The following is a 23,646-nucleotide window of genomic DNA, read 5'->3' on the forward strand; positions in this document are numbered from 1 at the left end:
AATGAATAATCAAATGCTGGGAATTATTGATGCAGCTGTTAACCAGCACTCTCTTCAGGATTTAACGGCCGGCCGTTCGATCGGAGCCGTGCCGTTTGCAGGAAGGTACCGGCTGATCGATTTTGCGTTGTCAGGCATGGTTCATGCAGGCATTCGGAGTGTCGCTGTATTTTCCAAGTCTCCGTATCGTTCCTTGATGGATCATTTAGGATCGGGAAAAGAGTGGGATTTAAACAGGAAAAGGGACGGTCTTTTCTTTCTTCCGTCTTCGATTCCCCATGATGAGCACGTCGGGCTTGGTTCGTTTCGGCAATTTGCGGAGCATCTCGATTATTTTCAAAGAAGCACTCAGCCATATGCTGCTGTGGCAAACAGCTATACGGTCTGTCACATACCTTTTCAAGAAGTGCTCAAACAGCACCTTGAATCCGGGTGTGATCTGACTGAAGTTTGTCAAGAAGGAAAGCCTTTAGGCTTGTATATTACGAAGAAAAGTCTGTTGAGGGAGATGGCTGAAGGGCATTGCGCCGGAGGAGCGCAATCTTTTGAGGAAGTCTGCCGGAAAGAGCGTGGTTCGCTATCCGTCAACAGCTATGAGCATTCAGGGTATACCGCCGTGATCGACTCTCCCGAAAGCTACCTTTTTCATAGTTTGAACCTCATCCAGCCTGTGTTTCGGGAGCAAGTCTTTCATATGGGCCAGCCTGTCTACACAAAAATAAAAAACGATCCTCCTGTAAAATACGCTAAAAACAGCAGGGTAAAGCAATCGATTATCGCTAATGGGTGCGTAATCGAAGGTGAGGTTGAGAATTCGGTCTTGTTCAGAGGGGTTCACGTAGGAAAAGGAACAACCATCAAAAACAGCGTTGTCATGCAAAAAACAAGGATCGGAGAAAACTGCCGGCTTGAGCACGTCATCTGCGACAAGGACGTCAAAATCGGCCATCATATCGAAATGTCCGGCACCATGAGCCTCCCTTTCATATTAAAAAAAGGAGCCATACAAGGAGCGCTGATGAACTCTTGAAAGTCTTATTTGCTGTTTCTGAATGTGTGCCGTTTGTTAAATCAGGCGGGCTCGCCGATGTCGCCGGGGCGCTCCCGAAAGAGCTCGCCCTTTTAGGCATAGAAACGGTCGTCATGATGCCGAAATACAGTTTGATTGCGGAAGACGTCAGAAGACGGATGGTTAAAACGGCTGAATGCGAGGTTCGCGTCGGGTGGCGCAGGCAGTTTTGCGGCATTGAACACCTTGAACATGACGGAGTTTCCTATTATTTTCTTGATCATGGGTATTATTTTAATCGGGATTCCCTTTACGGCCATTATGATGATGGAGAGCGGTTTGCTTTTTTCTCGCGGGCTGTTTTGGAAGCACTATACGCGCTGAATTTTGAAGCTGATGTCATCCATACCCACGATTGGCACACAGGGATGGTCAATTATTTATTAAAAGAAGAATATCGAAAAAAGCCGTTCTATCAGCACATGAAAAGCGTATTTACAATTCATAACCTTCAATTTCAGGGCATTTTCCCGAAGGAAGCGGTTCATGACCTGCTCGGACTTGATATTTCCCATTTCACGACCGAAAAGCTCGAGTTTTATGGGAACATTAATTATATGAAAGGCGGCATTATCGCCGCTGATCAGGTGACAACGGTCAGTCCGACGTACCGCGATGAAATCTTGACTCCATACTACGGCGAGCGGCTTGAAGGGGTGCTGTCAGACAAGAAGGATGCACTGACAGGCATTTTAAACGGGATTGACGATGTGCTGTACGACCCTTTAAACGATCCGCACATCGATTATCATTACGATGCCGTCAACCGGGACGGAAAACGGAAAAATAAAGCTGTGATCCAGAAGACATTCGGTCTGCCGGTGAATGAAGACATTCCGCTCATCAGCATGGTGGCAAGGCTGACGAAGCAAAAAGGCTTCGATTTGATCAAGCGGGTATTGCATGAACTGTTTGAAGAAGAAGACATGCAGCTGATCGTTTTAGGAACCGGAGAAGCGGAATTTGAAAATTACTTCCGCTATATGGAGCATGCTTTTCCGGACAGGTGCAAGGCGTATATCGGTTTTCATGAACCGCTCAGCCGCAAGATTTATGCCGCGAGCGATCTTTTCCTGATGCCTTCAAAATTCGAGCCGTGCGGTCTTGGACAGCTGATTGCCCTCAGGTACGGCGCGGTGCCGGTTGTCAGGGAAACAGGCGGGCTTCATGATACGGTGACCGCTTACCGGGAAACAACCGGTGAAGGCAACGGTTTTACGTTCGCCCATTTTAACGCCCATGATATGAAGCATACGATCAAAAGAGCACTGTCATTTTATCACAGGAAAGAAGAGTGGGGCAGGATCGTTCAAAAAGCGATGACACATGATGTCAGCTGGGCTTTGTCAGCCCGTCAGTATCAGCGGTTATACAGCCGGGAGATAAAGGGGGAAGCGCATGTTCTCAAGTAAAGAAAGCTTTAAACAATGCTTTTTGAAACGTGTTGAACGGTTGTGCGGAAAAAGCTTTCGGGACTCTTCAACGCTTGACCAGTATCAGACGCTCGGCATCATGGTCAGGGAACATATCAGCGCAAACTGGATCGAGACCAATGAAAGGAGCCGCTCCAACCAAAATAAACAGACCTATTACTTATCGATTGAGTTTCTCCTGGGCAGACTGCTCGGCCAAAACCTCCTCAATCTCGGGGTTCGTGAAGTTGTCCAAGAAGGTCTTTTCAGAGCTTGGCATTTGTCTTGAAGACATCGAAGAGGCCGAAATGGATGCAGGCCTTGGCAACGGGGGATTGGGCAGGCTCGCGGCGTGCTTTTTGGATTCACTGGCTTCGCTCGACCTTCCCGGGCATGGAATGGGGATTCGCTACAAGCATGGGTTTTTCGAACAAAAAATCGTCGACGGTCATCAAGTCGAATTGCCTGAACAATGGCTCAAACATGGTTACGTATGGGAGATCCGCAACGCCGATCAGGCTGTTTGTGTTCGTTTCGGCGGGCGGGTCAAGATGGCGCAGGAAGGAGGGCGCCTCCGCTTTTGGCAGGAAGATGCGGAAGTGATGACAGCCGTGCCTCACGACATCCCAATCATCGGCTATGAGACCAAGACGGTCAACACCCTTCGGCTGTGGAATGCGGAGCCTTGCTCGCTCCATCATGAACCGAATATTTTGAAGTATAAGCGCGAGACAGAAGCTGTATCTGAATGCCTGTATCCGGATGACACGCATGACGAAGGCAAGATTCTCCGTTTGAAGCAGCAGTATTTTTTAGTATCGGCAAGCCTGCAAAGCATTGTGAAACGCTATAAGAACACTCACCCGTCACTGCATGATTTTCACCAAAAAGTCGCGATCCATATCAATGACACCCATCCCGCTTTGGCGGTGCCGGAATTGATGAGAATTTTGCTTGACGAAGAAAAAATGACGTGGGATGAAGCGTGGCATGTTACCGTACATACGATCTCATATACGAATCATACGACGCTTGCCGAAGCGCTGGAAAAATGGAGGATCGATTTAATTAAACCGCTTCTGCCGAGAATTTTTATGATCATTGAGGAGATCAATGAGCGGTTTTGCGGCTGGCTGTGGGAAAAATACCCGGGTGAATGGGGTAGGATCGAAAAGCTTGCCGTCATCGCCCACGGCGAAGTGAAAATGGCCCATCTGGCGATTGTCGGAAGCTACAGTGTTAACGGCGTAGCCAACATTCATTCAACCATATTAAAAGAGCGGGAAATGAACGACTTTTATTCTGTTTTCCCTTTTAAATTCAATAATAAAACGAATGGCATCTCACATAGAAGGTGGCTGTTAAAGGCAAATCCGCCGCTGGCGAATCTGATTACTGAAGCGGTAGGGGACAGGTGGCTGAAAGAACCGGAAAGCCTCCTGGATCTTCGTCCGTTTGCGCGCGATTCCGCGTTTCTTGAAAAGTTTCAGCGTATCAAAAGGGAACGAAAGCAGCTTTTGGCAGACATGATGAAAGGCAGCATCGGCTTCGCCATTAATCCTGACAGCATCTTCGATGTTCAAGTCAAGCGTCTCCACGCTTATAAGCGCCAGCTTTTAAATGTGCTCCATATCATGTATTTGTACAACAGGCTGAAGGAAGACAAAGGCTTTGCCATTTATCCGCAAACATTTATTTTCGGAGCAAAAGCATCGCCGACTTATCATTATGCCAAAAAGGTCATCAAGCTGATCCATTCAGTCGCAGATAAAATCAATCATGATCCGGATGTCAGACAATCAATCAATGTCATCTTTCTGGAAAATTACCGGGTATCAACCGCCGAGCGTATTTTTCCGGCGTCAGATGTCAGCGAGCAAATATCTGCGGCAAGCAAAGAAGCCTCCGGTACAGGAAACATGAAGTTCATGATCAATGGGGCTTTGACGATCGGCACGCATGATGGTGCCAATATAGAAATGCTTGAGAGGGTGGGGCCTGAGTGTATTTACACGTTCGGTTTAAAGGCGGATGAAGTGCTGAACTACACTGAAAAAGGCGGCTATCTATCAAGGGAATACTATCAGCATGATGCGAGGATCAGACAGACGGCCGATCAGCTGATCAATGGTTTTTTCGAAGGGGAAGCCGGCGAATTTGAGCCAATTTATGACTCGCTGATCGCTTATAATGATGAATACTTCGTTTTAAAAGATTTTGCTTCTTATATTGAAGCGCAGGAACGGATTCAAAAAGACTACTTGAATAAGCGTCTTTGGGCCGAAAAAGCCGTCACAAACATCGCGCATGCCGGATACTTTTCAAGCGACCGCACGATCCGGGAGTATGCGGAAGACATTTGGGGAATTAAACCGTATCACCGCTGAATTTAAAAACGCTAAGCCCCTGACCCGCGGGGCTTAGTCTTCTTCATCTTCAGTATAAGGGTCCTTTTCATAAGCCGGGAGATCGCCGAAAGAGGTCATGATGCCTTCTTCATCAAGAAGGTCTTCATATTTTTCGTGTTCTTTCGTCGGGTAGACGGTTACTTCTTTGCCGGTAATGTCTGTTGCGGCATAGTTTTCGTAATCTTCGACATATCCGAGCGGCTCTTCATATTCCATGTACATCTGGCTGTATGAAAGCGGCGGAACGGCCAGATCCTGAGGCGTTTCAGAATTGCCGTAACGTTCGACGTCCTGGTAAGCGTCTTCTGAATCGTATGCGACGTTTTCGTCTTCTTCGTCTTTTTCAAAATGTCCGAACGGGGGGTTCAGCACTTCTTCTTCAATCGGACGGTCTTTTGAAACGGAGACGGTTGACGAATGTTCGCTGCACGTCGTTGCGGTTGGCAGTACGGACAGCCTTTCATACGGGATATCCTTTCCGCATACTTCACAGCGGCCGTATGTTCCTTTTTCGATCAAAGCCAGAGCATGTTCGATATCGTGCAAATGCTCTCTTTCATGTTCAAAAAGAGCAAGATCTTTTTCGCGTTCGTACAGTTCTGTACCTTCATCTCCCGGATGGTTGTCATAAGCCGAAAGATCGCCCGTCGAGTTGAACGGGTGCGTCACATCGATGCCAAAATGTCCGTTTTCTTTAAAGCGGCTGACGATCTGTTCTTTTCCGGCTTTCAGTTCATTTTCTAGTTTTGTCAACTGTTCTTTTGTTAGCACATGCATCGCCTCGTTTCTTTAAAGTGCTCGCGTTTTTAGTATGAACGAATTCAAACAGAACTTTCTTGTAAATAAAAGCAAAAAAAAGAGCCGTAAAGGCTCTTTTTTAAAAAATATACTGAATGAGCAGGGCAATGGCGAGCAAAAGGCCGAAAAAGGTGTTCGTCTGCGCCGTTGATTTCATGGCGACCATCAGTTCCGCCGGTTTTTCTTTTTCCTTAAACTCCTTGATGGCTTTAATCGGTTTCGGCAGGCTCAAAAGAACAAGGCAGCTCCACAGAGAAACGATCTCAAAGCCGATGTATATACCGATCAATATATAGGAAACAGCAAAAACCCAGCTCAAAATCTGTACGGCATTTTTTCTTCCAGCTAAAATCGGCAGCGTCTTCCTTCCGTTTTCTTTATCTCCGACCAAATCGCGGATATTATTGGAAAGATTGATGCCTCCGACTAAAATCGTAATCGGAAGGGAGATCAGAAAGACGTTCCAAGTCAGCCCGCCGGTCTGAATATAATATGAAATCAGAATGATGACCATTCCCATAAAAACGCCCGACATAATTTCACCGAACGGCGTATAGGAGATCGGAAACGGCCCGCCCGTATAAAGATAGCCGACGGCCATGCATACTAATCCGATCAGCGCAAGCCACCAGCTTGAAGAAGCGCAGATGTACAGGCCGAGTAAAACGGCTGCTCCAAACAGTCCGTAAGCCAGGTATAATACCGTCTTTGGCTTCATTCCATAGCGGACGATAGCACCGCCGATGCCGACCGAGTTTTCATTATCAAGTCCTCTTACAAAATCAAAATACTCATTGAATAAGTTCGTTCCGATTTGAATTAATATTGATGCGGCCAGCATAGCTAAAAACAGCCAGATATCAATTTTTCCCGATTCAAGGGACATTACGGTCCCGAGCGTTACAGGGACAAAGGCGGCTGTCAGTGTATGGGGTCTTGTTAACATCCACCATACGCGCCATTTTTCCGGCTTTATTTCAGAAACACTCCCTGAAAGTGATTGATGCTGCATATAGTATGACTCCTTTAGTTTTAATACGTACACGTCCATACTAAGTTTAGAAAAAGTTAAAAAAGGTGTCAATATAATGGGTGATATTGTTAGAAAAAAAGCGGCCGTCCAGCAATTCAAAAATATTAAATGACCTTGTCTTTTTCAATCGGCCGATTACGTTTATAATAGGGAAGGGCACTTGTTAATAAAGTGTCGTTTTGTTGACACATACCGTTCGCAGGTGTATGGTTATAAAAGCATTTTACGGATTTTGGAGGAATGTATCATGGTGACAACAGTGCAGCGCACTTTCCTAAGGGAAGCGCCTGAAGCATTAAACATCGTCAAAAAAGTCAACCATGCTGTTTTAATAAGTTATTCCAGAAAAATTGAGAGCATAGATGCTCTTTCCTTTTTCATAAATGGGGAAGAACAATTTGCCGGGAAACGGTTCTTCTGGTCTGATCCCGACGGCGGACTGACGCTTGTCGGACTGGGAAAGGAAGTTTTGGTTTCCACAGACCTGAAGGATGCCGGACGTTATCAGGCTGTACATGAAAAATGGGAGCGCTTAAAAGAGAAAACCTTTCACTTCCACGAAGATCAATGCACGAGTCAGGCAGCGGTGGGGCCATTGCTGTTTGGCGGTTTTTCATTTGATCCGCTGGAAGATCGCAAGCAGCATTGGAACGGCTACCAGGAAGGCGCTTTTTTTATTCCTACCGCTATGCTGACACAGGACGGAGAGGAAACGTTCATAACGGTCAATAGATGGAAGGCTCCTGAAGAGGATGTGCGCAAAGTACTTGAAGAAATAAAGAGCGCTGCTTCACAGCTGATCAAGGCGGACGATTCCCGTTATCCCGAAAACAGTCATGCGCGATATACTGCCAAGGAGGAGCTTGATGTTCCTGAATGGCTTGAAGCGGTTCGGCGGGCGACAGACGACATTAAAAACGGGAAATACGATAAAGTGGTGCTCGCCAGAGAGATCCTTTTAACGTTCGACCAGCCTGTCGAACTTCACAGAGTATTATTCAATCTGATGTCTGAACAAAAAACGAGCTATATATTCGCTATTGAAGAAAACGGCAAAAGTTTTGTCGGCGCGTCACCTGAACGACTGGTCAAAAAAGACGGAGACAACGTGCTGTCGACCTGCCTTGCCGGTTCAATCAAGAGAGGCGAAAGTGAGCAGGAGGACCGGATGCTCGGTCTTGAGCTGTTAAACGATGAAAAAAACCTTATCGAACACGACATTGTCGTCAATATGATTCATCAGGCGCTATTGTCAAATTGCAGCAATATCAAAAAGCCGGCCAAGCCGGGACTGTACAAAACAAAAAATGTGCAGCATTTGTATACGCCGATTGTCGGCAAAATCAATGCGGAGTCCTCGCTTTTTGATTTAATCGAGAAGCTTCATCCAACTCCTGCGCTCGGAGGAGCGCCTCAGCAAAAAGCGATTGAGGTCATCAGGGTGTTGGAGCCGATGTCAAGGGGCTGGTATGCGGCACCGACGGGCTGGATCGACATGTCCGGCAATGGGGAATTCGCGGTGGCGATCAGGTCAGGACTTATCGATTCAAAAGAGGCCAGAATTTTTGCCGGCTGCGGAGTTGTGGCTGATTCCGATCCTCATATGGAATACGAAGAAACGCAAATTAAGATGAAGCCGATGCTGTCTGCACTTGGAGGCGATATCCGTTGACTGAAAATCCAATTACAAAATATATAGGGAATTTTATTGATGAGCTTTCTCTTGCAGGCGTGACAGAAGCGGTCATCTGCCCGGGATCAAGATCGACGCCCCTTGCGATTTTGGCCGCGAGTCATCCGGACATCAATGTTCATATCCATGTGGATGAAAGATCCGCTGCGTTTTTTGCAATGGGCATGGCAAAAGCAATGCGGAAGCCTGTCGCATTGATCTGTACGTCCGGAACGGCTGCGGCGAATTTCTACCCGGCTGTGATCGAAGCACATTATTCAAGAATACCGCTTATAATCTTAACGGCTGATCGGCCGCATGAACTGAGGGAAGTAGGAGCACCTCAGGCGATTGATCAGCAATTCTTATTCGGAAACTTTGTTAAGTTTTTCACAGACTCGGCTTTGCCTGACAGTCATCCCGAAATGCTGGCGTACATCCGCTCTTTGGCAGCACGCGCAGCCGGAGAAGCCAAAAAAGCGCCGCGCGGACCTGTGCATATCAACTTTCCGCTGAGAGAGCCGCTCATGCCGAACCTTGAGGATGAACCGTTTCAAAGGTTGAGAAACGGCAGTCATGTGGCGGTTGAAAGCGGCCGCTTTCGTGCTGACCGGCATCAGCTTGAAGCGCTGAGCACTCTGATCAAAGAGACGGAAAAAGGCATGATCGTCTGCGGAGAGCTGCAAGATGATGACGCCAAAGCACATATTGTATCTCTCTCTCAGGCAGCGGGATATCCGATTTTGGCAGACCCGCTCTCAAACTTGAGAAACGGCAGCCATTCAAAAGAAACCATCATCGATGGATACGATTCATTATTGAAAGAAGAACAGCTGAAACGGGAGCTCATGCCTGAGCTTGTCATCCGCTTCGGCGCGATGCCGGTTTCAAAGCCGCTTTTTCAGCTGCTAAAGCAAAATCCGAGCATCAGGCAAATCGTTGTTGACCCAGATGGAGGGTGGCGCGACCCGACTCAGCTCAGCGCACATATGGTGCATTGCGCAGAAGAAGAGTTCGCGGCTGCTGCGGCTTCCGCTGTCCATTCAGAAAAAAGATCAGGCAGCTGGCTGGAGAAATGGCGGTTTGCCAACTGCCGCTTCCGAGCTCTTTTAAGAAATCTTGAAGCTGAGGATCTTACCTTTGAAGGAAATATCTACCGGAACCTGCAGCATTTGATTCCGGAAAACAGCTCCCTGTTTGTCGGAAACAGCATGCCGATCCGTGATGCGGATACATTTTTTGAAAATCAGGAACGGTCCTTCCGGATTTTCGCCAATAGAGGGGCAAACGGGATTGACGGCGTTGTCTCGACTGCGCTGGGCATATATGCCGCAACGAAAGAACCGGTAACCCTTGTCATCGGCGATCTGTCTTTTTATCACGATTTAAACGGCCTCCTCGTCAGCAAAACGCTCGACATTCCGCTGACTGTCGTTCTCGTCAACAATGACGGCGGCGGCATTTTCTCTTTTCTTCCCCAATCTGCTGAAGAAAGGTACTTCGAGCTCTTGTTTGGAACGCCGACGGGGCTCGAATTCGAGCATGCCGCCAAGCTGTATGGGGGACGCTATGTATGCCCTGAGTCATCCGCTCATTTTGCCGATGCGTATTTGTCCTCCGTCAACCGCCGCGGCTTGGATATCATTGAGGTGAAAACGAAGCGCGATGATCGTGTGGAGCAGCATCGCCGAATACTTGATTCCGCGATGTATGAAATAAGAAAAGAGTGGCCGTTTTGAAATTGACACTGAAAGACGGCGTCTCCTATAAAATAGAAGACAATGGCCTGTCTGCGGAAAAAACGGCGGTGTTTTTGCATGGTTTTACAGGAAGTGCGGCAACATGGGACGGGATAGACGGCTATTTTCAGGGGCTGCGTCTGATCAAGCTGAACCTGCTCGGACACGGCGGAACAGACTCGCCGGCAGACAGCAGCCGCTACACAACAGAAAAGCAGGCAGCCGATCTGATCGAGATTTTGGACCGTTTAAATGTGAAACAGGCTTACCTTATCGGTTATTCAATGGGCGGCCGGCTTGCCTTATCAGTAGCGATGATTCACCCGGAGCGTGTGTCCGGTCTTGTGCTGGAAAGCAGTTCCCCGGGCCTTGATTCGCCGGAAGAAAGAAAAGCGCGCAGGGAGCAGGACAGCCGGCTCAGCAGCCGGATACTTGAAGAAGGAATCGAGTCTTTCGTAGATTATTGGGAAGGCATTCCGCTGTTTGCATCTCAGCTGTCAATGGACCCTTCAAAAAGAAAAAAAGTGCGTGAAGAACGTCTGAACAACAATCCGGTCGGGCTTCGAGGCAGCTTAATCGGAATGGGAACCGGATCACAGCCGTCCTGGTGGAACAGATTGAGCGGAATCGATTATCCGGTGCTTCTCATTGCGGGGAGCCTGGATCGGAAATTTATCGCGATCAATGAAAGCATGGCAAAGCGAATTCCAACCGCCCGCCTCGAGATTGTTGAACATACCGGTCATGCGGTTCATGTGGAAGAGCCCGATTTTTTTGGTAAAATAGTAAGTGAATTTATTTTAAAGTAGGAGGTACACATCTATGACTGTAGAATGGAAAAGCGAACGTCAATACGAAGATGTATTATATGAAACATATAACGGCATCGCCAAAATCACGATCAATCGCCCTGAGGTACATAACGCATTTCGTCCAAAAACGGTTTCGGAACTGATCGATGCGTTTGCATATGCGCGGGATGATGCCAATATCGGTGTCATTATCCTTGCAGGCGCCGGCGATAAAGCGTTCTGTTCAGGAGGAGACCAGAAAGTAAGAGGACACGGCGGCTATGTCGGAGAAGACGAGATTCCGCGTCTGAACGTGCTTGATCTTCAGCGGCTGATCCGCGTCATTCCGAAGCCTGTTGTTGCGATGGTGTCAGGCTATGCGATCGGCGGCGGCCATGTGCTCCACATCGTATGCGATTTGACGATTGCTGCAGACAACGCGATTTTCGGACAAACAGGACCGAAAGTCGGCAGCTTTGATGCAGGCTACGGATCAGGCTATCTGGCGCGTATCGTCGGTCATAAAAAAGCGCGTGAAATCTGGTATCTGTGCCGTCAGTACAACGCTCAGGAAGCAAAGGAAATGGGCCTTGTCAATACGGTTGTACCGCTTGAAAAGCTTGAAGAAGAAACGATTCAATGGTGTGAAGAAATGCTTGAGAAAAGCCCGACAGCACTCAGATTCCTTAAAGCGGCCTTTAATGCCGACACGGACGGGCTTGCCGGCATCCAGCAGTTTGCCGGAGATGCGACACTGCTTTATTACACAACAGATGAAGCGAAAGAAGGCCGCGATGCGTTTAAAGAAAAACGCCGTCCAGATTTCGGACAGTTCCCGCGTTTTCCTTAAAAATCGGAAGAGAGAAACAGCTTGGTGCGACTGAGCTGTTTCTTTTATCATTCAAGACATTTTTTGGAGATGATGATATGCTGATGGACCATCCGAATTGGCTTAAACAGCGAGCAGAACTGACACCTGACAGGATGGCTGTGATTCAGGGAGATCACAAGCTGACTTTTATTCAATTATTTCATGAAGCAAAAAAAACGGCCGGCCGGCTGAAGAGCTTTGGTCTGAAGAATGGGGATACAGCGGCTTTACTTCTCACAAACCGGATGGAGATGGTCATCGCCGTCCATGCCTGCTTTCTTCTCGGCGTTCGCATCGTTTTGCTGAATACGAAGCTGTCAATGGCCGAACGATCATATCAAATTGAACATTCTGAAGCAAAGCTATTGCTTACAGAGAAGCCTTTCATAGAAGAGCATAGAGGGGGACAGCCGGCTCGCGCTGTTGACATTGAAGACGTTCAAAACGCCGCTTGCCCGCCGGTTACAGAAATCGAAAGCATTCATTTGGACGATGCGGCAACAATCATGTATACGTCTGGAACGACCGGACGGCCGAAAGGGGTTATGCAGACATTTGCAAACCATTATTTCAGCGCGGTTTCATCCGCCTTGAATTTGGGGCTCCAAGAACACGACCGCTGGCTGATCGCCTTGCCGCTTTTCCATATCAGCGGCTTATCGGCGCTTTTTAAATCGGTCATTTACGGAATGACTGTCGTTTTGCATCAAAGGTTTGACGCGGAAGAAGTTCTTCGTTCGATCAAAGACCAGCAAGTAACGATTGCATCGGTCGTTCAGACGATGCTGTCGAGGCTTGCGGCAAAAGTCGACAGCTGCCCCGGATCATTAAGGTGCCTGTTATTGGGCGGAGGGCCAGCACCGCTTTCTCTCCTTGAGGAATGCAAAAGAAAGCGGCTGCCCGTCGTACAGTCGTACGGAATGACTGAAACGTGCTCACAGATTGCGACCCTCGCCCCGGAATACTCGATTGAAAAGCTCGGTTCAGCCGGCAAACCGCTGTTTGCATCAAGCATCAAAATCGAAAAGAACGGAACGGAATGCCAACCCGGAGAACATGGTGAAATAACCGTAAAAGGGCCGACCGTTATGAAGGGCTACTTGAAAAATGAGGCGGCAAATAAAGACTCATTCAATGACGGCTGGTTTAAAACCGGTGATATCGGGTATTTTGACGATGACGGATTTTTATATGTGCTGGACAGGCGTTCAGACTTAATCATATCAGGAGGAGAAAACATCTATCCGGCTGAAGTCGAGGCCGTTCTTCTGTCACACCCCAATGTCGCGGAAGCGGGGGTGAAAGGAGTCGATGACAAAACTTGGGGAAAGGTTCCCCACGCCTATCTCGTCGCCGACAGCCCCGTTGATGAAGAGGAGCTGAGCGAATTTTGCAAAGAACGGCTTGCTTCATATAAAGTGCCTAAAGCATTTCATTTTGTCGATAGGCTGCCGAGAAATGCTTCAAATAAAGTGATGAGACATAAATTGTAGAGGGGGAGCGCCATGATTCAAATCAAACAGCTGACATTGTACCATCTCAGCATGCGGCTGAAAAAGCCTTTTAAATCAAGCTTGGAAACCTTTCAGGATCGCAAGTTTATCATCATTGAAGCTGCTGATCAAGAAGGTGTGACAGGCTGGGGGGAAGTATCCGCTTTTTCATCTCCGTGGTACACCGAAGAAACAACGGAGACATGCTACCACATGCTCAAAGATTTTTTGATTCCGGCTGTGCTGCGCGAATCATTCACACACCCTTCAGAAGTGCCCGAGGCGCTTCGCGGATTCAAAGGCAACCGAATGGCAAAGGCCGGCCTTGAAGCCGCCTTTTGGGACATTTACGCCAGGAAAAAAGGGATCTCTTTAAGAGAGGCGCTGGGCGGAGTAAAAACAGAAGTTCCTGCCGGAGTCGTCGTCGGTCTTGCCCCATTGGATGATATGCTTCAGGAAATTGAACAATATGTAAAAGAAGGATATCAAAGAATAAAAATCAAAATTCAGCCCGGGCAGGATATAGAGCTTTTAAAAGAAATACGCCGGCATTTTCCGAAGGTGCCGCTGATGGCAGATGCCAACTCTTCTTATGAATTAAAAGACATCAGCCGGATTAAAGAGCTTGACGCATTTAAATTAATGATGATCGAACAGCCGCTGGCTGATGATGATATCGTTGACCACCGCCATCTGCAAAAACATATCAAAACATCAATTTGTCTTGACGAAAGCATCCGTTCGGCTGCTGATGCGCGAAAGGCAATTGAGCTCGGCAGCTGCAAAATTATCAATATAAAGCCGTCCCGAGTCGGCGGTTTGACAGAAGCTCTGAAAATCCACGACATCTGCAAAGAACATCAAATGCCTGTCTGGTGCGGCGGCATGTTTGAAACCGGCATTTCAAGAGCCCATAATCTTGCACTGAGTTCTCTTCCGCAGTTTTTGATTCCCGGGGATCTTTCTTCATCCTCAAGGTATTGGGAAGAGGATATCGTAAAACCGGAAATCCGGATCGAGGGCGGCTATATTCAGGTTCCAACCTTACCGGGAATGGGATTTGAAGTCGATACTCATATTTTAAGAAAGAATTCATCTAAAATAGACGTTTTTAAGCAGTAAAGGCTGTTTTAAACGCCGATTTCCAGATTTTCAAGCTTTGTTAAATAGGCGGCCTCTCATGTATATTAAAGCTGTACATTATTCCCTTCTCGTTTGGACCGGCTTTCTAGCCGGTTTTTTTAACATAAAAAGAGCTGCCTTTATGACAGCCCTTTCCTTTAATCGCCCAAAAGCAAATCTTCGTGCACGATCTGTCCGATCACCCGGTCCGCTTGATCCGGCAGCCCGTCGAGACAGCCGTATTCATAATCCCATAAGTTCATGAAGGAGCGGGCGGCTTTTTGAAATGCGGTTTCATCCGCCCCGTGGATTTCCTGATAAAAAGCCTGTAACAGCGACTCTTTATTCACGACTGTCCCTCCTTCATTCATCCGTTTTAATGATGTTCAGGTTTAAAGGTTTTGCAATCCGTTTCTTCACTATTAGAAGCTTTTTCACCTTCAGCATGGCTGACGACATAGATGGCGTCGGCTGTGCATTTGTTACCCTCTTCCCAATAGGTGCAGTTGCTGACTTCACACAGTATTTTTTGCTCCATTTAGTTTGGGCCCCCTTTAAAAGTTGTACACATTTAGCTTAACCTTATTCATGCTGTTTGATGTACCGCTTGTCCTTCATGAACAATTTCCAGAAATAATAAAAGCCGGGGAATAAAATAATAAAACCGACGATGTAGGAGATGAACAGCGCCCTGAATGTCTCCGGTGCGGTGAAGCCCGATTGAATCGTGACATCAGGATAGACCATGTAAGGAAGGTGCGCCCTCCCGTACACATAGCTCGCCGTAAAATACTGCAGCGTAATGGCGATGACAGCCAGGCGCGGCTTTCCCAGCCGGTCGCTGTTATGTCTGTTTGGCAGAAACAGAGCCGCAAATGCGACGAGAAACAGCAAAAACGATAAAATCAGCCATGGAAGCCCGTCCATCATTTTTGTATAAAGCCAGCTGGCTTCCGTCCTCATGGTCATCATGATGCTGAACGACATGAGCAGTGCGAGCGGCCCGGTAATTAAAGCGTTTCGGCGGTAGACCTGATACGCGTCTTTTTCTCCGGCTACATTTGAAAAATCAGCCAGCAGCAGTGAAGACAGAAACAGCGTACTGAAAATGGCGAAGCCCATAAAAGAATAGGCATGAGGGCTTAAAAACAAATTGACAAAGTCCAATTGGTGGCTTCCGTCTACCTGGTATACGAAATTGCCGTGTGTCACAGGCAAGACAAGGATTAAAACAGCCGGAATGATAAAGCCGCTGATCCCTGAAACGTAAGTCAGCGCCCTTTCATAATCTTTTGCAGCGTGGGAGAAGACCAAAAATCCGCTTCGAATCGCCAAAAGCAATAAAATGATGCTGCCGGGAATCAAAAGCACAGTCCCCAGCACAAAAGTGCCGCCCGGGAAAAAGCTGAAAAGGGCTACGACGATTCCGACGATGAAAACATTGGTTACTTCCCAGGTCGGAGAAAGATAGCGGTTTGCAATATTGGTTGCTTTCAGCTGTTTTTTGTTCATATAAATCATCGACCAAAATCCCGCTCCAAAATCCATCGACGCCATAACGGCGTATATAAATATAAATCCCCAGACGATCGAAATAGCCAGCAGGGCATCTGTTGTTCCATCCAGTTGCATCATATGACTTCCCTTCTGTTTTTTTTGTGCATTCAGCTGCTTTTTAAGTCCTCTTCAACAGGATGGCGTTTAAAGTAATATTGCAATACGAACACCACCGCTGCTCCTAAAATGATATAGACGATAAAGAACAAAAGAAACAATATGCCGATCGAGCCGGAGGTGGTCACTACTTCCGACGTTTTCTGCATATGGTAAATGACCCAAGGCTGCCTTCCGGTGCAAGCGAATACCCAGCCAAGTTCGATTGCGAGCAATGCGAGCGGGCCGCCGGTTATGAACACGGCCAGCATCCAGCGGGGAAAGCGGTCTTTTTTCATGACTTTTCTCCAAATAAAACCCACAGCGGCATAAACAATCAAAAGGCTGCCGATAAAAACCATGCCGTTAAATAAGGTATGAATGAACAGGGGAGGCCACTCATCCCTTGGAAAGTCATTCAGCCCTTTTACGACGGTGTCAAAGCGGTTGTCGGCCAAAAAGCTTAAAGCCCACGGAATCTCAATCGCCCATTTCACCGATTGCGTCTTTTCATCAGTAAATCCGCCGATCGCAAGAGGAGCATGGGACTGGGTTTCAAACAGCCCTTCTGCGCCCGCCAGTTTTTCAGGCTGGTAGCGGTGAAGTAGCTGTGCGGATTCGTGCCCGCTCAGAGCCGTGACCAGAGAAAACGCTCCTCCGACAATCAGCCCGAGCAGCAGCGCTTTCCTATGAAGGGCGTAGACTCTATCATCGCCGCGGTTTCGGAGCATTTTGTAGGCGGCTATCGTCGCAATAATAAACGCACCTGTCATAAAAGCGGAGACGACAACATGTCCTGCTGTGGCCACAAAGCTTTTGTTGAAGAACGCCGTCCACGGCTGAACATCCGTAATTTCACCGTTTACAATTTTGAAGCCTTCTGGCGTTCCCTGAAAAGCGTGCACATTTGTAATCAAGATGGCCGATGCGGCTGCTCCGATAACGATAAAAATGACGGCTGTAATTCTCATAAGTGGAGTCAGCCGATCGGCTGCGTAAACATAAATGGACATAAATAAAGCCTCAATAAAAAAGGCGTAGATTTCAATTTGAAATGGAAGGGACATGACTTTTCCGATCACTTCCATGAATCCCGGCCAGAGCAGGGCTAGCTGCGTGCCGGCAATGGTTCCGGTCGGTATGGCGACCCCGAGCAACACGGCCTGCGCCTTCGTCCATCTTTTGGCCATAATGGCGTAGTGGGGATCTTTCGTTCTTTGATAGATCAGCTCGGCCAGCAAAATCATCAAAGGAATTCCGACACCGAGCGAGGCAAAAATAATATGGAATCCCATCGTTGTTCCGAAAAGGCTTCTTGCAAAAATCAAGTCATTCATCCGGAAAACCACCTTTCATTTACACCATTTTGCTTTTTATTGTTTACCGCCTTTTTTAGATTATTCTTCCTGTAGGAGGTTAAAATGGATAAAGGGATTAAGTATGGCAAATGAACATTCATTTTTGACACAGGGATTTGAAAGGTATATAATAAAACGTAATTATTACGTTTTGATAGGAGGAATGGCATATGAAACCAAATATTCATCCGAAAACTTATCAAGTGATCTTTCAGGATGTAAACAGCGGGTACCGTTTTTTAAGCCGCTCAACTAAAACTTCCGATGAGACGGCCGAGTGGGAAGACGGCAAGACGTATCCCGTTATAAAAGTTGAGGTGAGCTCTGATACCCATCCGTTTTATACCGGAAGACAGAAATTCAATGAAAGAGGCGGAAGGGTCGAACAGTTCAAGAAAAGATTTAATATGGATTAATAAATTAAAAAGACCGGATGTTTCCGGCCTTTTTTTTCGTCCATTTAAAAAACAAGCGCATGACATCTCATGCGCTTGTTCTCTGTTATTTGCTTGATAAAGCTTTTTTCAAGACGTCCAGGTTTTCTTTCATGATGGCGGTATAATCTTTGCCGCTTTCAATGTCTTCTTTTGTTACAGATTCAAGGTTTTTCATCGTCAGACTTTCCGCTCCGATTTCTTTTTTGATGATCTCGGAGATTTTGCTGCTGACATTGCTTTCAAAAATGATATATTTAATATTATGTTCTTTCGCTGTTTTAACAATGTTTTCAAGCTGCTTTTGTGAAGGTTCCTCAGTAGGCGAAAGGCCGAGAACGCTTATCTGCTTAATGCCGTAGCGTTTTTCCCAGTAGCCGTAGGCGGCATGTGAGACGAGAATTTCTTTTTTATCAGCTTTGTCGACTGTTTGTTTGAAGTCTTTGTCAAGCTGCTCCAAGTCTTTTTTTAATGACTCATAGTTTTTCGTAAACGTTTTTTCGTGTTCAGGTTCTAATTTTACGAGTTGGTCTTTAATGTTTTCGGCCATTTTTTCAGCAAGGACAGGATCAAGCCATGCGTGCGGGTCATGATCTCCATGGTCGTGATGATGATCGTGGCCTTCGGCTTCTCCGTGTTCATGTTCTTCTTCATGTGCATGCTCATCGTGCTCACCGTGTTCTTCTCCATGTGCATGCTCATCATGTTCGCCTTCTTCTTCACGTGACAGAAGGTCAATGCCCTCCCCGGCTTTGACGATTTTGACGTCGCTGTTTTTAAGTGTGCTTACAGCTTTGTCTGCGAATCCTTCAACACCGACTCCAGAGTATATAAAGGCATCCGAGTCGGAAATTTCTGCCATCGTTTTTGAGCTTGGCTCGTAAGTGTGCGCTTCAACGTTTGGCGGGTAAACACTTTTAACGTTCACATATTCTCCGCCGATCTTTTTGGTGAAGTCTTCAAGCGGATAAATGGTTGTATAGATGTCCAGCGTGTCTTTATTTTCTTTTTGTTCACTGGAAGCTCCATTGCTTGAGCAACCCGCTGTTAATCCGGCAGCAAGAATGAATGCAGATGCTATTCCGAATGTTTTTTTCATGGTATTTCTCCTCTCAATGTAAAACTGAAATGGTTCCGATTTAATGGTCCTGTATCATTGTATCGTAATAATTACGATTTGAAAAGAGGAAATGATAGTTAAATATACTCAGGCAGTGAATCAAGTAAGGCCGACCAGTCTGAATTCATTTCTTTATCTGTAAGAAGGGTCTGATCCAGGGAGCGGATAATGTCTTCCTGATTCATGTCAATGCCGATAAAAACGATTTCCGTTTTCCGGTCTCCGTATGTTTCATCCCAGTCCGCTTTCAAATTAGGGTCCTCTTCAAACGCGAGCTTTTGTTCTTCCTCGGTAGACGCTGCAATCCAGGGGCCCGCGCTTTGGATCATCAGGGAAGAGCCTGCCTGGGACAGAAGGCCTGCTGTGTCATTTCGAGAAGCAAGCCAGAAGAAGCCTTTTGCTCTGATAATTTGCGGCGGCCAGTTTTCAAGCCAGCGCTTCAGTCTTTCAGGATGGAAAGGCCTTTGCTTTTGATAGACGAAAGAAGAGATTCCGAATTCCTCTGTTTCAGGTGTGTGCTCTTCATTCAGCTCTTTGATCCATCCCGCTGATTGACTTGCTTTTTCAAAATCGAACGATTTCGTATTCATGATGGCCGAAAGCGGCACTTTTGCGAATGCCGCAGAAATGATTCTGCAGTCCGGATTCAGTTTTCTCAGGGACCAGAACAGCTTTTCCTGCTCTTCTTCATTGAGTAAATCAGTTTTATTCAAAATGAGGACATCGGCAAATTCAATTTGCTCAATTAAAAGGTCGGCCACTTCCCGGCTGTCCGTTTCATCTGCCGCCTGCTTCCGTTCCAATAGGCTCTCGCCCGAAGCGAAGTCCTCAAAAAAACGGCTGCCGTCGACGACGGTGACCATTGTATCAAGCCTGCAATATTTGCCTAAATCAATATTCAGCTCCTCATCTTTGTACGTAAAGGTTTGGGCGACGGGAATCGGCTCGCTGATACCGGAAGATTCAATGAGAATATAATCGATTCCGCCGTTCTCCGCCAGCTTTTTGACTTCGATGAGCAGATCGTCTCTCAGCGTACAGCAAATGCAGCCGTTCTGCATTTCGACAAGCTTTTCATCCGTGCGGATGAGGTCACCTTTTTTCACGAGGGAGCCGTCGATATTAATCTCGCTCATATCATTGACGATCACGGCGATTTTCAAGCCGTGCGCTTCATGCAGGACATGCTGCAGCAGCGTCGTTTTCCCGGACCCTAGATAACCGCTTAAAACAGTGACCGGAATCAGGTTTTCCTTCATGTTTTTCACCTTCCTTAAAACGTAATTGTTTCGATTTGCACAAAGGAAATCTTACTGGACTTGTGAAAAAAATACAAGAAATATGTTATATTTAGATATAAAAAGCGTTTAGAAAGGAAATGAGCCATGAAACTTTTGGATAATATTCTACAGTTCAATCAACAGTTTGTTGAACGGCAGGACTATCAAAAATATCAAACAAGCAAGTTTCCCGATAAAAGAATGGTGATTCTGTCTTGCATGGACACAAGGCTTGTCGAGCTGCTTCCTCATGCCATGAATATGCGGAACGGAGACGTGAAGATCGTTAAGAGCGCGGGCGCACTCGTGGCTCATCCTTTCGGAAGTATTATGCGGAGCATTCTCGTTGCGGTATACGAACTGAACGCTAATGAAGTATGCGTGATCGGCCATTATGACTGCGGCATGAGCAAGCTGAGCTGCGACAGCTTTTTGGACAAAGTCGTCAAGCGCGGCATTCCAAAAGAACGGATTGAAACGCTTGAGTACTCCGGCGTCGATTTTGAACAATGGCTGAAAAGCTTTGATTCTGTAGAGGACAGCGTCAGGGACAGTGTAAGCGTTATTCGGAACCATCCGCTGATGCCGGAGGAAGTACCTGTTCACGGACTTGTCATTGATCCGGAAACAGGCAGACTGGATCTCATTGTCAACGGATATCCGGAAGAGCGCTAATCCTTTTGCTTTTTTTCCGGAACGGGATCTATTCCGCCGGGATGAAACGGATGGCATTTTAGAATCCGCTTGATGGTGAGCCATCCGCCTTTAAATGCGCCGTGCTTTTCGATCGCTTCAAGACCGTAATTGGAGCATGTCGGATAAAAACGGCAGGTCGGCGGAAGAGCCGGTGATATCCATTTTTGATAAAAGCGGATGAGCAGCAGGAATACGGTTTTCATGTTTTTCGCACCTTTTTTGTTTTGATCTTATTATAATATAAGCAAAAAACGCATAAAAAGGAAAAGCATTCACCTGAAAACTTATCGGTAAAGTATGATATAATACAAAAAGACCGATTAGAGGGGAGAGAGGAACCATGCCTTCAGTTGAAAGTTTTGAGCTTGACCATAATGCGGTAAAAGCGCCTTATGTCAGACACTGCGGCGTCCACAAAGTGGGAACGGACGGCGTCGTCAACAAGTTTGACATCCGTTTTTGCCAGCCGAATAAACAGGCAATGAAACCTGATACGATTCATACTTTGGAGCACCTTCTTGCATTTACAATCCGCACATATGCGGAAAAATATGACCACTTTGATATTATCGACATTTCGCCGATGGGCTGCCAAACGGGCTATTACCTGGTGGTAAGCGGTGAGCCGAAAGTGGAAGAAATCGTTGATTTGCTTGAGGATACGTTCAAAGAAGCCGTTGAAGTGACTGAAATTCCGGCGGCTAACGAAAAACAGTGCGGCCAGGCAAAGCTTCACGATCTTGAAGGCGCAAAGCGCATGATGCGTTTTTGGCTTTCGCAAAATAAAGAAGACCTGCTCAAGGTGTTTGGGTAAAATGATTGAAAAAAACCGGCTCATAAGAGAGCCGGTTTTCATTTTTTGTTCACAAAGAAAATAATGCCATTTATCCCTGAACTTTGCTACACTTTATATTGTAATACATATCATAGAAGAAGGGTGATAGGATGCGTTTTGGAAAATGGTTCATTCTCTTATGTTTAGCGGTCGGTCTTTCCGCCTGCAGCCAGGGGGACAAGCAGGCGGCATCGGATGAGGAGCCCAAAGTGCTGACGGCAAAACTGGCGACGCCTGAATCGGCGGCCAAAAATGAAAAGGCTGTCATAAAAGCGACCGTCCTCTACGGGGAAGAGCCGGTTGCAGATGCCGATGAGGTGGAGTTTGAATGCTGGAAGGCCGGGAGCAAGGAAGATAGCGAGCTAATCAAAGCGAAGAATGAGGGAAAAGGCGTATACAGCATGGAAAAAGCGTTTCCTGAAGACGGCCATTACAAAGTCCAAGTCCATGTCACGGCGAAAAAACAGCATACAATGCCTGTTGCAGACATTAAAGTAGGGAAAGCGACGGATGAGACCGATGAAGATGAAAAAGAAGAAGCCCACCATCATTGATGGGGCTGTTCTTCTTCCCGCGACGGGAGGGGATCGACTTCATGCTTGAAGTCATAAGCTTTTGATGTTGTGACAAGCGATATGGCCAGAACGGCGCCGGTGATCAGAATTCCTACAATAATCCAAAAGAGGATCATCACTTACCTCCGAATAGCTTTTTCCAACAGTTTACCATATCAGGCAAAGAAAATCATGATAAAGAGTAAAAGAAATGTTTCCTGCACAAGCTAAACGGGTAAATCAAAAGTAAACGAAAAGGAGGACGATCTAATGTCTGAAAAATTGAAAGCAACCGTCAACAAACAAGTCGCGAACTGGACCGTTCTATATGTGAAGCTACATAATTATCATTGGTATGTGAAAGGGAAAGATTTCTTTACGCTGCATGAAAAATTCGAAGAGCTTTACACAGAAGCGGCAGAGCATATCGATGATTTGGCTGAACGCCTATTGGCCATACAGGGCTCTCCGGTCGGAACGATGAAGGAATGCCTGGAAATGTCCGCGATTAAAGAAGCGGACGGAAGCGAGTCTGCTGAACAAATGGTGCAAAATATTTATAATGACTTTTTAACGGTGGCTGAGGAGCTGAAAAGCGGAATGGAGCTTGCCGATGAAGTCAACGATGAAACGACGGGAGACATGCTGCTCGCGATTCATCAATCGATCGAAAAACACAACTGGATGCTGAAAGCCTACTTAGGGTAAGGAAAAGCTCGGGCAATGCCTGAGCTTTTTTGTGTTTTCGTTCTTTTTAAAGCCTTTTTTAGAAATTGTCAAACAATTCATCCAAGCCTTTCAAAGTCTTTTTTCATAGGATAAGCTATGAAAAGTCTTTTTTGAAAGGATGTTGAAGCATATGTTTAAGGACTTAAGCATCTTTTCGCTCTTTACAATTGGTTTATCGGCCATCGGATTTTTGTTTGGCCGAATCGAATATTTATTTATGATCTTAATTACGCTGATGGGCATTGAATTTGTCAGCAAAAGCTTGAACGAATGTGTGGAAGATCGATTTACAATTAAGAGGCTGTTTACAAGGCTGGCGAAAAAATTGGTTACGCTCTTTCTGATATCCGTTGCCCACCTTTTTGATCAAATGCTGCAAACAGGCAGTTCGATCCGCGATTTTTCTATTATGTTTTATATTTTATATGAAGCGTTTCAAATCGTGAGCACGGCTCATTCGTTAGGAATCCCCGTGCCGCAGATGTTATTGGACATTTTAAATACCATAAAGGAAAAACTCCGGGGAAAGCCGTAACATTTTAAAACAACTGGTCATACTAACACGAAAAAGGATGATTG

The 23,646-nt window shown here is 46.5% G+C and carries 24 protein-coding genes and 1 pseudogene; 15 read left to right on the plus strand and 10 right to left on the minus strand.

Features of this window, described 5'->3' with window-relative positions; genetic code table 11:
• Position 1 precedes the first annotated feature (1 nt).
• The 3 genes and pseudogenes from ACVC9U_RS03200 (at position 2) to ACVC9U_RS03210 (ending at position 4,868) form a co-directional block, all read left to right on the plus strand.
• A complete protein-coding gene (locus ACVC9U_RS03200) occupies positions 2-1,030 on the plus strand; it encodes a GlgC family sugar phosphate nucleotidyltransferase (protein WP_441390118.1) in 1,029 nt (342 codons plus the stop codon).
• A complete protein-coding gene (glgA, locus tag ACVC9U_RS03205; RefSeq protein ID WP_009329435.1) occupies positions 1,027-2,481 on the plus strand; it encodes a glycogen synthase GlgA in 1,455 nt (484 codons plus the stop codon). Before ACVC9U_RS03200 ends, glgA begins: the two co-directional genes overlap by 4 nt.
• A pseudogene (locus ACVC9U_RS03210) lies at positions 2,468-4,868 on the plus strand (glycogen/starch/alpha-glucan phosphorylase). Before glgA ends, ACVC9U_RS03210 begins: the two are co-directional and overlap by 14 nt.
• Positions 4,869-4,901: 33 nt before the next feature.
• On the opposite strand, the gene ACVC9U_RS03215 reads toward ACVC9U_RS03210, so the two are convergent.
• Positions 4,902-5,660 (minus strand): TraR/DksA C4-type zinc finger protein, encoded by a 759-nt coding sequence (locus ACVC9U_RS03215; RefSeq protein WP_075752474.1) that lies wholly within the window; start codon positions 5,658-5,660, stop codon positions 4,902-4,904.
• Between the two features lie 106 nt (positions 5,661-5,766).
• Positions 5,767-6,699 (minus strand): 1,4-dihydroxy-2-naphthoate polyprenyltransferase, encoded by a 933-nt coding sequence (locus tag ACVC9U_RS03220; protein ID WP_441390119.1) that lies wholly within the window; start codon positions 6,697-6,699, stop codon positions 5,767-5,769.
• 268 nt (positions 6,700-6,967) lie between these two features.
• Here ACVC9U_RS03220 and ACVC9U_RS03225 point away from each other — a divergent pair, with 268 nt between their 5' ends.
• The 6 genes from ACVC9U_RS03225 to menC all read left to right on the plus strand — a co-directional run bounded on the left by ACVC9U_RS03225 (position 6,968) and on the right by menC (position 14,408).
• A complete protein-coding gene (locus ACVC9U_RS03225; RefSeq protein ID WP_075751855.1) occupies positions 6,968-8,392 on the plus strand; it encodes an isochorismate synthase in 1,425 nt (474 codons plus the stop codon).
• The gene (menD, locus tag ACVC9U_RS03230) at positions 8,389-10,131 is read left to right on the plus strand and encodes a 2-succinyl-5-enolpyruvyl-6-hydroxy-3-cyclohexene-1-carboxylic-acid synthase (RefSeq protein ID WP_075751856.1); all 1,743 of its coding nucleotides are present in this window, start codon (positions 8,389-8,391) and stop codon (positions 10,129-10,131) included. The genes ACVC9U_RS03225 and menD overlap by 4 nt, the downstream gene beginning before the upstream one ends.
• On the plus strand, positions 10,119-10,940 hold the full coding sequence (menH, locus tag ACVC9U_RS03235; protein ID WP_075751857.1) for a 2-succinyl-6-hydroxy-2,4-cyclohexadiene-1-carboxylate synthase: 822 nt from the start codon (positions 10,119-10,121) through the stop codon (positions 10,938-10,940). Before menD ends, menH begins: the two co-directional genes overlap by 13 nt.
• Positions 10,941-10,953: 13 nt before the next feature.
• Positions 10,954-11,772 carry a 1,4-dihydroxy-2-naphthoyl-CoA synthase gene (gene menB, locus ACVC9U_RS03240; RefSeq protein ID WP_020452693.1) on the plus strand — a complete coding sequence of 273 codons (819 nt, stop codon included), beginning with the start codon at positions 10,954-10,956 and terminating at the stop codon, positions 11,770-11,772.
• Positions 11,773-11,849: 77 nt separating this feature from the next.
• On the plus strand, positions 11,850-13,286 hold the full coding sequence (locus ACVC9U_RS03245; protein WP_441390120.1) for an o-succinylbenzoate--CoA ligase: 1,437 nt from the start codon (positions 11,850-11,852) through the stop codon (positions 13,284-13,286).
• A gap of 12 nt (positions 13,287-13,298) precedes the next feature.
• Positions 13,299-14,408 carry an o-succinylbenzoate synthase gene (menC, locus tag ACVC9U_RS03250; RefSeq protein ID WP_025808457.1) on the plus strand — a complete coding sequence of 370 codons (1,110 nt, stop codon included), beginning with the start codon at positions 13,299-13,301 and terminating at the stop codon, positions 14,406-14,408.
• 158 nt (positions 14,409-14,566) lie between these two features.
• Here the strand turns inward: menC and ACVC9U_RS03255 are convergent, their stop codons facing one another.
• From ACVC9U_RS03255 to ACVC9U_RS03270, 4 genes are read right to left on the minus strand one after another with little or no spacing between them, the layout of a single operon-like run.
• Positions 14,567-14,758: a hypothetical protein gene (locus ACVC9U_RS03255; protein ID WP_003184632.1), complete on the minus strand. Its 192-nt coding sequence runs from the start codon at positions 14,756-14,758 to the stop codon at positions 14,567-14,569.
• A 26-nt stretch (positions 14,759-14,784) separates the two neighbouring features.
• Positions 14,785-14,946 (minus strand): DUF1540 domain-containing protein, encoded by a 162-nt coding sequence (locus ACVC9U_RS03260; protein WP_003184630.1) that lies wholly within the window; start codon positions 14,944-14,946, stop codon positions 14,785-14,787.
• Positions 14,947-14,990: 44 nt separating this feature from the next.
• Entirely contained in the window at positions 14,991-16,034 is a 1,044-nt protein-coding gene (locus ACVC9U_RS03265; RefSeq protein ID WP_025806211.1) for a cytochrome d ubiquinol oxidase subunit II, read from the minus strand.
• A 38-nt stretch (positions 16,035-16,072) separates the two neighbouring features.
• On the minus strand, positions 16,073-17,398 hold the full coding sequence (locus ACVC9U_RS03270; protein WP_003184626.1) for a cytochrome ubiquinol oxidase subunit I: 1,326 nt from the start codon (positions 17,396-17,398) through the stop codon (positions 16,073-16,075).
• Between the two features lie 191 nt (positions 17,399-17,589).
• Between ACVC9U_RS03270 and ACVC9U_RS03275 the strand changes: the two genes are divergently transcribed.
• Positions 17,590-17,835, plus strand: coding sequence for a type B 50S ribosomal protein L31 (locus ACVC9U_RS03275; protein WP_003184624.1), 246 nt, complete (start codon positions 17,590-17,592; stop codon positions 17,833-17,835).
• Between the two features lie 85 nt (positions 17,836-17,920).
• On the opposite strand, the gene ACVC9U_RS03280 is transcribed toward ACVC9U_RS03275, so the two are convergent.
• The gene (locus ACVC9U_RS03280; protein WP_009329427.1) at positions 17,921-18,952 is read right to left on the minus strand and encodes a metal ABC transporter solute-binding protein, Zn/Mn family; all 1,032 of its coding nucleotides are present in this window, start codon (positions 18,950-18,952) and stop codon (positions 17,921-17,923) included.
• A 98-nt stretch (positions 18,953-19,050) separates the two neighbouring features.
• Entirely contained in the window at positions 19,051-20,232 is a 1,182-nt protein-coding gene (locus ACVC9U_RS03285) for a GTP-binding protein (protein WP_009329426.1), read from the minus strand.
• A gap of 126 nt (positions 20,233-20,358) precedes the next feature.
• On the opposite strand from ACVC9U_RS03285, the gene ACVC9U_RS03290 reads away from it, so the two are divergent.
• Positions 20,359-20,928 (plus strand): beta-class carbonic anhydrase, encoded by a 570-nt coding sequence (locus tag ACVC9U_RS03290; RefSeq protein ID WP_025808461.1) that lies wholly within the window; start codon positions 20,359-20,361, stop codon positions 20,926-20,928.
• Here the strand turns inward: ACVC9U_RS03290 and yidD are convergent.
• A complete protein-coding gene (yidD, locus tag ACVC9U_RS03295; protein ID WP_003184617.1) occupies positions 20,925-21,152 on the minus strand; it encodes a membrane protein insertion efficiency factor YidD in 228 nt (75 codons plus the stop codon). The genes ACVC9U_RS03290 and yidD overlap by 4 nt on opposite strands.
• Before the next feature lie 137 nt (positions 21,153-21,289).
• Here yidD and ACVC9U_RS03300 point away from each other — a divergent pair, with 137 nt between their 5' ends.
• The gene (locus tag ACVC9U_RS03300) at positions 21,290-21,763 is read left to right on the plus strand and encodes an S-ribosylhomocysteine lyase (protein WP_003184615.1); all 474 of its coding nucleotides are present in this window, start codon (positions 21,290-21,292) and stop codon (positions 21,761-21,763) included.
• A gap of 131 nt (positions 21,764-21,894) precedes the next feature.
• A complete protein-coding gene (locus ACVC9U_RS03305) occupies positions 21,895-22,338 on the plus strand; it encodes a FixH family protein (RefSeq protein ID WP_009329425.1) in 444 nt (147 codons plus the stop codon).
• Here the strand turns inward: ACVC9U_RS03305 and ytzI are convergent.
• Positions 22,332-22,475 carry a YtzI protein gene (gene ytzI, locus ACVC9U_RS03310; RefSeq protein WP_011201722.1) on the minus strand — a complete coding sequence of 48 codons (144 nt, stop codon included), beginning with the start codon at positions 22,473-22,475 and terminating at the stop codon, positions 22,332-22,334. The genes ACVC9U_RS03305 and ytzI overlap by 7 nt on opposite strands.
• 133 nt (positions 22,476-22,608) lie before the next feature.
• Here ytzI and ACVC9U_RS03315 point away from each other — a divergent pair, with 133 nt between their 5' ends.
• Together ACVC9U_RS03315 and ACVC9U_RS03320 are read left to right on the plus strand one after the other, a co-directional pair.
• Positions 22,609-23,046, plus strand: a complete 438-nt coding sequence (locus ACVC9U_RS03315) for a Dps family protein (RefSeq protein WP_003184609.1) — start codon at positions 22,609-22,611, stop codon at positions 23,044-23,046.
• Positions 23,047-23,197: 151 nt separating this feature from the next.
• On the plus strand, positions 23,198-23,602 hold the full coding sequence (locus ACVC9U_RS03320) for a phage holin family protein (protein WP_003184607.1): 405 nt from the start codon (positions 23,198-23,200) through the stop codon (positions 23,600-23,602).
• Positions 23,603-23,646 lie beyond the last annotated feature (44 nt).

The organism is Bacillus sp. GM2, from assembly GCF_056155945.1.